Genomic DNA, 11,245 nt, shown 5'->3' with positions numbered 1-11,245 from the left:
TTGATAACTGATAACAAACAATTCATTATGTACAAGATTCAATCTATAGTATTTCTTGCAACCGCTACGATGCTGATGGCTGGTTGCGGAAACTCCAATCAGAAGAAAACTGATGGAAGCGATACCACAGCAGCGAACAAAATTGATGGCGTGAAAATCGAGCAGTTCACAAATGGTGCTCCAGGAGCTGAGAAAAAGAATTTTTTCTTACGTATTACTGATGAAGTTAAAACGGATTCAAGTCGTATCTATATTACAAAATCTCTTTACAAGCAGGATACGGTGGGAGCGAAGTTTGAGGTTGTAGATTTTATTCCCGCCGGTATCATAAATGGTCAGCCCAGTGATGATGTTGGTTTCACAAAGGGTAAAATTAGAATTTCGTCGTCAGGTGCGCAGTCTGATAATTTAATTAAAGCTTTAGGTGAATTATTTCAGACAACGACAACTGATTCTTTTACAAAGGATGTGATTCTTCCGAATGTATTTTCATCAAATAAGGTGAATGCGGACCTATCAAAAAAAACGGCCTATAGCTTTAAATTATTCTTGGATAATAAGAAAGCTGAGCCGGCAGAACTCTTCTTTAACGTTGATACCTACAAGCATTCTATTGAGTTTTCGGAGAAGGATCCTTCGTTCCGCGTTGGATTATTGTCGGCGCTAACGGGTAAGTAGTGGAAATGCTATATACGGTGTGATGCCAGTGAGCAGGAAGCGATAGTTGTCGGCAACGTATCATTACTCATACAATGAAAAGGCTAGATAAATTCTAGCCTTTTTCGCTTTTTAAAAATAAAAGAGATAGATTTGTGCTAATAAATTTAGTTTAATATGAGGAAATCCGGTACTGCAGACCTTCCATTGCATTTTGGTAAAGTACCTGCGTGGCTTTACGAGCGTATGGCTTCTCTAGGGCGTTCAATCGTGGAAGTTATGCTCATGGATTATGGAAAGGATGAGGTTTTAAGGAGGCTTGCTGATCCCTTTTGGTTTCAAAGCTTTGGAGCTGTTCTTGGCATGGACTGGCATTCCTCGGGGATTACAACGGCTGTTATGGGTGCATTAAAACGCGCCATTAATCCTGACGCCAAGTCATTGGGACTCTACATCTGCGGCGGAAAAGGGAAGTTGTCCATGCAAACCCCACAAGAACTGCTTCAGGTTTCTGATCGGATTGGATTAAATGGTAACGATTTGATTCGCAGTAGTAAGCTTGTTGCGAAGGTGGATAACACAGCCATTCAAGACGGTTACCAATTGTATTTACATAATTTTGTCGTGGCAGATAATGGCAATTGGTCAGTCGTGCAGCAAGGTATGCATGAAAAAGATGGGACTGCCCGTCGTTACCATTGGCATTCTGAAAAGATCAAATCGTTTGTAGAGGAACCGCATGCGGGTATCACCGGTCCTTCACAGGGTATTATCCTCAATTTAACGGCTGCTGAAGCGGCAGCAAATAGAGCGGGTATTATGACGTTGGTGGGAGAGGATTCGTTTAAAGTTATACAAGAATTCGCTAAATTGGTCATGCCATCTCATCACGATGTACGTGCATCGGATGTCAATCTAAAAAGATTGGGCGCGATGTTATACGTTGCTCGCGAAAGTCCACTAATTGATTTTGAAGATCTACTTCTTTTAAAGGGGATTGGCCCCCGTACGTTGCAATCATTAGCCTTAGTCAGCGAAGTAATTCATGGCGCACCATCCCGATTTAAAGATCCGGCTCGATTTTCGTTTGCTCATGGGGGTAAGGATGGACATCCATTTCCGGTTCCATTAACTATTTACGATGAAAGTATTCAGATTTTGAAAAAAGGCATTGAAAAATCTAAATTGGGTCATGGAGACAAATTGAAGTCCGTCCACAAATTACATCAGGTGGTGTTGGATAGTGAAAGAAATTTTGAGCCACAGTTTGATATTCAGCAAATTATCGCGGAAGAAAAGCGAGATTCCTGGAAATACGGTGGGAGGACAGTGTACGGGGAAGCAGTGCCTCAGAGAAAGAATCCACCGGGGTTGCAACTCAGTCTTTTCTAGGAAGAATCTTCCAATTGTAATTGTTTTGTTAAAATTTGTTAAAGATCAATAAATTCGTTTGTACGCTAGTATATTTGCTCCGCAATGAAAACGGTTATTACCATATTCTTTTTCTTATGCTTCTTAGTTATAAGAAGCAGTAATAGCCATGCTGTGCTCATTGAATCCGATCGGCCGGCCGTTAGTTTTATGCATCAGCACAATCACGCCGATTTACAGCAGTATATTGACGCATCAGCTGATCACATCGACCCGCTTGTGTATGGTAGTATACACGACGATAACCCTGTTATAGCGGAATTTGATTATGAAAATTTTCAATTGACCAAAGATTTGCATGCCACATCCCAACTTGTTTCGCTGCTGCTCTTTGCAATTGTCCTTTTTATTTTTGTTTTTCGATTTGCAAAGAAAATTCCTTTTTGCAATTTCATCGCCTATCTTTTCCCTCAAAGATATGTTCTTCAACAAAACTGGAGAATTTAATACATAACCTTCGAAATTTCGTATGCTTTGGTGGATATCCTGATGGATATTCCTTTTAGTTGCATCCAATTTGCACACTTATAGGCAAGTCTGAGCGACCATTAGCCCGAGCAGAGGTCATTTCACCATCCGGCACAACAAACAATCAAACTTATTTTTTAATTAGACGCTTACAAATGAAAAGAGTATTTATGCTCGCTAGTTTGGCAATTACCATATGCCAAATCGGGTGTACTTCCAAAAAGGAAGAAAAGGAAGAAAAAGAGAAATTCACTACTACCTCGCCTGTGCAAATGGATACCACTATCCGTAAGGATTTTGTTTCTCAGATCAGATCTTTCCGTAATATTGAGCTCAGAGCTCAAGAGAAAGGATATCTAGAACAGATATTCGTCGACGAAGGACAATTTGTCCACAAAGGGCAACTACTTTTTAGGATTATGCCGAAGATGTATGAGGCAGAATACCGTAAATCATCAGCAGAGGTGAATGTGGCAGAAATTGAGGTTCAAAACACAAAGACGCTAGCCGATAAAAACGTCGTATCGCCCAATGAATTAGCGATGGCTAAAGCAAAGCTTGAACAGGCTAAGGCTGAGGCAGCGATTGCGAAATTGCATCTTTCCTTTACAGAAATCAGAGCACCTTTTGACGGAACTATCGACCGTATTCCGTTGAAACTGGGAAGTTTGGTGGATGAAGGTGAATTATTAACCAGTCTTTCCGACAATAGCGAGATGCTGGTTTATTTTAATGTTTCCGAACCAGAATATTTGAGCTATCAAACGAATGTAAGTAAACGTGGAGATTCCCACGTTGGTCTACTGCTTGCTAATAACGAGCTATTTTCGCAGAGCGGTATGGTGGAGACGATAGAAAGTGAATTTAATAGTGAAACAGGCAATATTGCTTTTAGAGCGAAGTTTCCAAATCCAAACCGTCTTTTAAAACATGGCGAGAGCGGCAAGGTGGTCATGAATTTCCCGTTGAAACAGGTTTTAATTATTCCGCAGAAAGCAACTTATGAAATGCAGGACCGTAAATATGTGTATGTAGTCGATAAGGATGGTAAATTAAAAGCGCGTCATATTACCATTGGCAACTCTTTACCTGATCTGTATGTGGTAACGAGCGGTCTTAAAAAAGACGATAAATTTTTATTGGATGGTATTCAGAAAGCGAAGGAAGATGAGAAGATCAGTTACAGCTTCGTGCAACCTAAAGATGCCATTTCCAATTTGAAATTAAAAACAGAATAGACCCTTACACTTAAATTCTTATGTTTAGTCGTTTTATAAATAGACCAGTACTTTCGATCGTTATATCACTGATCATTGTGTTTTTGGGTGTGCTTTCTATGGTGCAGCTTCCTGTAACGCAATTCCCCTCGATATCGCCACCGAAGGTCAATATTACTGCCGAGTACCCAGGAGCAAATGGTGAGTTGATGATTAAATCAGTTATCATTCCTTTAGAGCGGGCAATTAATGGAGTTCCGGGCATGAAATATATGGCTTCTGATGCGGGTAACGACGGTGAAGCGAGTATCCAAGTGGTCTTCAACTTAGGTACCGATCCTAATCAGGCATCCTTAAATGTCCAGAACCGTGTGGCCTCAGTCGTCAATAAACTTCCACCAATTGTGGTGCGTGAAGGTGTAAAAATTACACGTGAGGAGTCTAATATGTTGATGTACATTAATCTCTATAGTAAAGATAAAGAGCTGGATGGAAACTTTATGTATAACTATGCGGACATGAACATTGTGTCCGAATTGCGTCGTGTAGATGGTGTTGGGGTGGCAAATATTCTTGGAACGCGTGAATTAGCCATGCGTATTTGGTTGAAACCCGATCGTATGACGGCCTACAAGATATCAGCAGAAGAGGTGATGAAAGCCTTATCCGAACAGAGTTTAGAAGCTTCACCGGGTAAAGCTGGTGAATCGTCCGGTATGACCTCCCAATCTTTCGAATATGTATTGAAATACCCAGGACGCTTTACCACAACTGAAGGTTATGGCAATATCGTTTTACGTGCGGGCGAAAATGGCGAAATGCTACGTTTAAAAGACGTTGCGGATATCAAGTTTGGCTCGGCGATGTACGATATCTATTCAACTCTGAACGGAAAGCCATCTGCGGCGATTGTCTTGAAACAATCTTATGGAAGTAACGCATCTCAGGTCATTCAAGATGTAAAAAGCAAAATGAAAGAGTTGAAGGCATCTTTTCCGAAGGGACTCGATTATGAAATTAGTTACGACGTTTCCAAGTTTTTGGATGCATCCATGGAAAAAGTAGTTCATACGTTATTGGAAGCATTTGTGCTTGTCGCTATTGTCGTTTTCCTTTTCTTGGGCGACTGGCGCTCCACGTTGATTCCAACCATTGCAGTGCCAGTTTCCTTGGTCGGATCATTTTTATTCATGCAGTTTTTTGGTATTACAATCAACTTGATCACCTTATTTGCCCTGGTGCTTGCCATAGGTGTGGTTGTGGATGATGCGATTGTTGTTATTGAAGCGGTGCATGCGAAAATGGAAGAACTTCATATTTCAGCTTACAAGGCTACTAAAAAAGCGATGCATGAAATCAGTGGGGCCATTGTCGCAATCACGTTTCTCATGGCAGCAGTTTTTATCCCCGTTGCTTTTATGTCAGGTCCCGTAGGTATATTCTATCGGCAGTTTTCCATTACCATGGCAACTTCAATTATTTTGTCCGGTGTTGTTGCATTAACTTTAACGCCTGCGCTGTGTGCGATCATGCTGAAGAATAGTCATGGCAAGCCAAGAAAGAAATCCATAATCGATAAATTTCTGGATTCTTTCAATAGATTGTTCGATAAGATGTCCAACAAATATGTTTACTTGTTGAAAGGCATTTTAGATAAACGGTTATTTACATTTATAGTCTTGATTGGCTTTTGTATTGGTGCATATTTTTTGAACAATTCTGTTCCTGCAGGTTTTATTCCCAATGAAGATCAGGGGATGATCTATGCCATTATTCAAACGCCTCCAGGCTCAACATTGGAACGGACGAATTTGGCTGCTCAAACCTTGCAAAAAGAAGCGGAAAATATAGATGGTGTGCAATCCGTATCTTCATTAGCGGGTTATGAAATCCTAACCGAAGGCACAGGTGCGAATACAGGAACTTGTTTGATCAATCTCAAAAGCTGGGAGGATCGTAAAGAGTCTTCACAGGAGATTATTGAGCAGCTTGAGGCTGCCGCCAAAAATATACCAGGGGCATCCATCGAATTTTTCCAACCGCCTGCTGTACCAGGTTATGGTGCTGCGGGTGGATTTGAGCTTCGTCTTCTAGACAAAGCCGGTTCTGGCGATTACAAAAAAATGGAAACGGTAAGTAAGGATTTCGTACGTGAATTGAACAGAAGGCCTGAATTATCATCCGTATTTACGTTCTATAGTGCGAGTTTTCCACAGTACATGTTGCATATAGACAATGATCTAGCGCAACAAAAGGGTGTTACGATCGACAATGCGCTGAATACACTCTCCACTTTGGTCGGTAGTAACTACGAAACGAATTTTATCAAATACGACCGTCAATACAAAGTTATGGTTCAGGCTTTGCCACAATATAGGGCCTTGCCAGAAGATATCTTAAAGCTGTATGTGAAGAATGAAAAGGATGAAATGGTCCCATTTTCAGCATTTATGCATATGGAGAAGGTGTACGGTCTTTCTGAGATCACGCGGCACAATATGTATTTGGCCTCTGAAATTTCAGGCTCTGCCGCGTCCGGCTACAGTAGTGGTGAAGCGATTCAAGTGATTAATGAAGTCGCGGCCAAAACTTTACCCCGGGGCTATGGTATTGACTGGGCTGGTATCTCCAAGGATCAAGTAGGGCGTGGAAATCAGGCGATTTACATCTTTTTGATCTGTCTCGGCTTCGTTTATTTAATTCTTTCTGCTCAATATGAGAGCTTTATAATGCCTTTTGCGGTGTTACTTTCTTTACCAATTGGAATCTTCGGCGCATTTCTACTGTTGAAGCTATTGGGGTTGGAAAATAATATTTATGCACAGGTCGCATTGGTCATGCTTATCGGGCTACTTGGCAAGAATGCAGTTTTGATTGTTGAGTTTGCTGCTCAACGGCATTCGCAAGGATTGAGCATTATTGAAGCTGCCTTGGACGGAGCAAAAGTAAGGTTTAGACCAATCTTGATGACATCTTTTGCTTTTATCGCAGGGCTGATTCCATTGGTTATGGCTTCAGGGCCTGGTGCGATAGGAAACCGTACGATTGGTACAGCTGCTGCGGGGGGTATGTTGTTTGGGACCGTTTTCGGTATCTTGGTGATACCAGGCTTATACTATATCTTCGGAACCATTGCCTCCAAACGTAAGCTTATTAAACACGAAGATGAAAATCCATTAACTGAAGAACTTGATAATAATGACTAATCGCAGCAAAATAAAATGGGTCATTGCATTTTCGCTTTCAGCAGCAGTGACGGGATGTAAAGTCCCTAAAGCGACATCAATACAGGAGAATAAGTTTGTTCCTAACCAGTATATAGATGTCGTTAAATCAGATACAACGAACACAGCGTCGGTTAAGTGGCGTGAATTTTTTACGGATCCAAATTTAGTTGTATTGATAGATACAGCGTTGAAAAATAATCAGGAGTTGAATGTTACATTGCAGGAATTGGCAATTGCAAAGAATGATATTTTGTTACGGAAAGGAGCATTAAAACCTACCGTTGGTCTACGTGCAGGTGGTGGTGTTGAAAAAGTTGGACGATATACCAGCCAGGGTGCCGGTGATGCTAGTACAGAAATTGCGCCTGGAAAAGAAATGCCCGATCCGCTAGGAGATTTGACTATTGGCGCGTACGCAAGTTGGGAAATTGACGTTTGGAAAAAACTAAAAGATGGCGAGCAAGCTGCGCTCAATCGTTATCTTGCTACAGTAGAGGGGAAAAATTTTGTATTGAGTAGTCTTATTGCTGAAGTTGCCCGCTCGTATTATGAATTATTGGCATTGGACAATCAATTGACTATTATCAAACAGAATATTGAATTACAGGACAATGCGCTTGCGGTAATACGACTGCAGAAACAGGCAGCCCGTGTAACTGAACTTGCGGTGCAAAAGTTTGAGGCTGAGGTTTTGAAAACCAAGGGCATGGAGTTTGAAACTAGACAACAGATCAAGGAAACAGAAAATCGTATTAATTTTCTGCTGGGACGTTTTCCGCAGGAGATTAAGCGCGATCAAAGTAGTTTTGTAGATTTGATCCCGGCGAAGGTTCAGACAGGTTTACCCAGCCAACTCTTAAGCAATAGACCTGACATCCGAGAAGCAGAGTATGAACTCGCTGCAGCCAAATTGGATGTAAGTATTGCACGGAAAGAGTTTTACCCCTCTCTGGAGATTTCGGCTGCTTTGGGTTTACAGGCATTTAAACCTTCGTACTTGTTCAAGATGCCGGAATCAGTTTTATACAATTTAATCGGGGAGCTTGCGGCACCATTGATTAATAAAAATGGGCTTAAAGCAGAATTTAATACGGCCAACGCAAAACAAATACAGGCTGTTTATAATTACGAAAAAACAATTCTGAATGCTTACTTAGAAGTCTCTACTCAACTTTCAAATATTGAAAACCTTGGTCGCAGCTACAATTTCAAAACAAAGCAAGTTGAGGTCCTTAATAATTCCGTCACCGTGTCCAACGATCTATTTAAATCAGCGAGGGCAGACTATATGGAGGTTTTAATGACACAACGTGATGTACTGGATTCAAAGCTTGAATTGATAGAAACAAAGAAGCAGCAGCTCAATGCTGTTGTCAATATCTATAAAGATTTGGGAGGAGGCTGGAAATAAGTTGTTTGTTTGAATGGATCCCGCTAGGCGGGGTTCTTTTTTGTGGTGACCGTGTGGTGTTTCTCTATGCTTAAATACATCCTTGATCTGCTAGGATAGACAAAAATTTAATTAAAGAGACTTAGTGATTTTTCTTTCACTAGATCCAATATCATACGATATGCTGCAACAGAGTTGCCATTTTGATCCAGTGCTGGACTATACGCACCAATACCCATTTTATTCGGTACACTTACTGCAATACCGCCGCCAACTCCAGATTTGCTAGGAAGACCGACAGTTCTGGCGTACTCTCCGCTGAATTCATACATTCCCGCAATAAGCATCTGTGATAAGATAAGTTGGGACAGGCTTGGATTGTAGTATTTTCTATTTCCATCATAGCGTATGCAATGATTGGCAAAAAAGAATCCTATTTTAGCCAGATCTTCAGCTGTTACCTCAATTGAGCATTGCTTAAAATAATTGTTGAGTTTGTCTTCACCCTCAGTTTCAATAAGTCCATTGCTGCGCATGATATAAAACATGCCTCTGTTTCGATGACCAGTTTCCCTTTCCGAGTTGTATACAGATTTACTGTAATTAATAGCTTCATTGTTGGTTATAAATCGAATCATATCAAGTATTTTAATAAAGGGTTCTTCACCTTTCCCTTTAATAAGTGATGTTGTTAGAATAGCTCCAGCATTCATCATTGGATTGAGGGGCTTGCCCGTAGTTTCCAGATTAGCAAAGTGATTGAAAGGCTTTTCTGTGCCGTAGTAACCCATCTTATTAAAAATATCCTGTTCACTATTATCTAATACGGCAACCATCAATGAAACAATTTTTGAAATGCTCTGCATGGTAAATCTCTGTTTTACATCACCGACATTCACTATTGTTCCATCGCTATTTACAACCGAAAGGGCTGAGGATGCTGCATTGGCTTTACCTAATTCAGGAATGTAATTAGCAACTTTTCCTGCATTGAATGACATTTTATTTGTAGTCCATATTTTTTCCAATAGTGGCTTATCAATTTTTACACTTTTATTCGTACCCGAGTGATTTTCAGTATTCTTTTGAGCAAAGGATACCGGGATTGATCCGCAAGATATCAGACCGATTATGCAGGCTATTAATCTGAAATTTTTTCTCATTTTTAAATTATTTGTCCATTGCAAAGATAGGGAACAGTGCATGAAAAATTAAAAGATGCTGAAATATGTAAATTTTAGCATCTTTTACTATATGGATAATTAGACAGTACTTGGCACGGGGTCGACATTCCAGCCTGAGAGTATTTCTCCATAGAAAAAGAAAGTCACGTAAAAGCTCTTTTTACTTATCTTATCCGTTACGAGGTATTTTCTCGTGACATCGTAAGCATCAATTTTCTTATATTTTGATAACACGATCTGGCGTGCTGCGGGGTTTTCAGAACGAACTAAGTCTTGTATCTTTTGATTTACTAACTTCATTATTCCGTCTTTTTTGAACGGATTATTTTCAATTTTTACATTGGTAGAGTGTGTCAGTGTTCCATGATTTTGCGCTTTTCTTGCTTTTGCAGCGGCCGTATAAGCGCTAAATTTTCTCTTGATCTCAGGATCTTTTAAGTTGTGGATAGTGAAGATAGAGATTCCTTGCGCACCATTGTTCAACGCCTCATCCATATCGCTCAGTATTTCTGCATCATTTTTGGCCATCAGCCCACAATACAATGTTGTATTGTCGCCCTTATCACGTAAATTTTCTACCGTACAATCGCTAATAAAGCTTGAGTCTTCCGTATAGAAATTGCTATACACCATTGGAAAAACTAGATCTAAATTCCACTTCCCCCAGTCTTGACGTACCATGCGTGCAGCCATTTTTGGTGTTGGGAAAGGTGATGCAGCCATGATTTTACCATGGGAATGGACAATCTCAGCAATCATATTGGCTATCTCGGTGATCTGGTCACAACGAAATTGGCGCCATTTTAAATCATTTGATGGATCTTTTTGTGCTCTAGGGTCATAGCCATACTGTTTTTTAAACTTTTCTATCGCGATGGGGTGATAGCCGTAATCCCAAGCTGGATATTCACGATCCTGTACAATATTGTATTTTGGCCAAAGTGTCGTGGGAAGGACAACATCTACATAGCGATTGTAATCGATAGAGATACCGGCAAGTCCTTCAACTTCACAATAAGATTCAATTTTCTGTCGAGTGTATTCCTTCACGCCGGGAACAACAGGCGACAGGAACTTATAATAACTCACATATGCCGTTGTATCGGCCAAACTTTTTCCGTTACGATTGACGCTAAACCAATCGGGGTGCTCTTGTAGCACTTTGTCTCTGTCGTGTTCTAAGTTCATTGTCCAAAGCCATGCGATGACTTGGATGCCGTATTTTTTTGCAATTGGAATTGCTACGCGATATTCGTCTGGACTCGCAGCATTTAACATTACACCATCGATTCCTAGATAGTTCATTTCCTGACAAATGGAATCGAAGTTTGTATTTACATTATAATCTAACCACGTCCAAAACATCGCTGGCTTTTCTTTGTCAGCTGCATGAGCTACCTGCAATGATAAACAGGTAATGATAAGAAGTAATGGTGCGATAGTACAATTCCTAATTAATTTTTCCTTCATAATATTTATTTATTCTAAGAGTTTCATCGCATAATGTATGCAGACTATGAAAAGTACATCAAAAGACTTATAATTAGCTGAATCTGCAGATTTAAAAGTTTCCTGGTGTGATGCGTGCCGTGAAATTACATAAAAACTTGTAATTTAAGTTTTAATATATGCTGATTCGATTGATTTTCTTACCATTATTAATTCATTAAA

At 40.2% G+C, this 11,245-nt stretch carries 8 protein-coding genes; 6 read left to right on the top strand and 2 right to left on the bottom strand.

From position 1 onward, the window contains the following. Nucleotides 1–27: 27 nt before the first annotated feature. From J2X77_RS17300 to J2X77_RS17275, 6 genes are all read left to right on the top strand, one after another. Nucleotides 28–678, top strand: a complete 651-nt coding sequence (locus J2X77_RS17300; RefSeq protein ID WP_209579465.1) for a hypothetical protein — start codon at nucleotides 28–30, stop codon at nucleotides 676–678. Nucleotides 679–834: 156 nt separating this feature from the next. After that, the gene (locus J2X77_RS17295) at nucleotides 835–2,049 is read left to right on the top strand and encodes a DUF763 domain-containing protein (RefSeq protein ID WP_209579466.1); all 1,215 of its coding nucleotides are present in this window, start codon (nucleotides 835–837) and stop codon (nucleotides 2,047–2,049) included. Nucleotides 2,050–2,133: 84 nt separating this feature from the next. After that, entirely contained in the window at nucleotides 2,134–2,535 is a 402-nt protein-coding gene (locus J2X77_RS17290; protein WP_209579468.1) for a hypothetical protein, read from the top strand. Nucleotides 2,536–2,711: 176 nt separating this feature from the next. Next, entirely contained in the window at nucleotides 2,712–3,794 is a 1,083-nt protein-coding gene (locus tag J2X77_RS17285) for an efflux RND transporter periplasmic adaptor subunit (protein ID WP_209579470.1), read from the top strand. Nucleotides 3,795–3,814: 20 nt separating this feature from the next. Beyond that, nucleotides 3,815–6,979, top strand: coding sequence for an efflux RND transporter permease subunit (locus J2X77_RS17280; RefSeq protein ID WP_209579472.1), 3,165 nt, complete (start codon nucleotides 3,815–3,817; stop codon nucleotides 6,977–6,979). Beyond that, the gene (locus J2X77_RS17275) at nucleotides 6,972–8,411 is read left to right on the top strand and encodes a TolC family protein (RefSeq protein ID WP_209579474.1); all 1,440 of its coding nucleotides are present in this window, start codon (nucleotides 6,972–6,974) and stop codon (nucleotides 8,409–8,411) included. The genes J2X77_RS17280 and J2X77_RS17275 overlap by 8 nt, the downstream gene beginning before the upstream one ends. A gap of 107 nt (nucleotides 8,412–8,518) precedes the next feature. Here J2X77_RS17275 and glsA read toward each other — a convergent pair whose 3' ends face one another. Both glsA and J2X77_RS17265 read right to left on the bottom strand, forming a co-directional pair. Continuing rightward, nucleotides 8,519–9,553, bottom strand: a complete 1,035-nt coding sequence (gene glsA / locus J2X77_RS17270) for a glutaminase A (protein ID WP_209579476.1) — start codon at nucleotides 9,551–9,553, stop codon at nucleotides 8,519–8,521. A 99-nt stretch (nucleotides 9,554–9,652) separates the two neighbouring features. After that, nucleotides 9,653–11,044, bottom strand: coding sequence for a hypothetical protein (locus tag J2X77_RS17265; protein WP_209579478.1), 1,392 nt, complete (start codon nucleotides 11,042–11,044; stop codon nucleotides 9,653–9,655). Between the last annotated feature and the right edge of the window lie 201 nt (nucleotides 11,045–11,245).

Origin of the sequence: Sphingobacterium sp. 2149 (assembly GCF_031455655.1) — a bacterium.
Classification (GTDB): Bacteria; Bacteroidota; Bacteroidia; order Sphingobacteriales; family Sphingobacteriaceae; genus Sphingobacterium.
The sequence above is the reverse complement of the archived record's forward strand: the minus strand, read 5'-3'. Positions and strand labels throughout refer to the sequence as shown.

What these genes read in the sequence shown, in the direction of transcription:
- J2X77_RS17275 (WP_209579474.1), top strand. Translation starts at nt 6,972, where the DNA reads ATGACTAATCGCAGCAAAATAAAATGGGTCATTGCATTTTCGCTTTCA.
- J2X77_RS17265 (WP_209579478.1), bottom strand. Translation starts at nt 11,044, where the DNA reads ATGAAGGAAAAATTAATTAGGAATTGTACTATCGCACCATTACTTCTT.
- J2X77_RS17285 (WP_209579470.1), top strand. Translation starts at nt 2,712, where the DNA reads ATGAAAAGAGTATTTATGCTCGCTAGTTTGGCAATTACCATATGCCAA.
- J2X77_RS17280 (WP_209579472.1), top strand. Translation starts at nt 3,815, where the DNA reads ATGTTTAGTCGTTTTATAAATAGACCAGTACTTTCGATCGTTATATCA.
- J2X77_RS17290 (WP_209579468.1), top strand. Translation starts at nt 2,134, where the DNA reads ATGAAAACGGTTATTACCATATTCTTTTTCTTATGCTTCTTAGTTATA.
- glsA (WP_209579476.1), bottom strand. Translation starts at nt 9,553, where the DNA reads ATGAGAAAAAATTTCAGATTAATAGCCTGCATAATCGGTCTGATATCT.
- J2X77_RS17295 (WP_209579466.1), top strand. Translation starts at nt 835, where the DNA reads ATGAGGAAATCCGGTACTGCAGACCTTCCATTGCATTTTGGTAAAGTA.
- J2X77_RS17300 (WP_209579465.1), top strand. Translation starts at nt 28, where the DNA reads ATGTACAAGATTCAATCTATAGTATTTCTTGCAACCGCTACGATGCTG.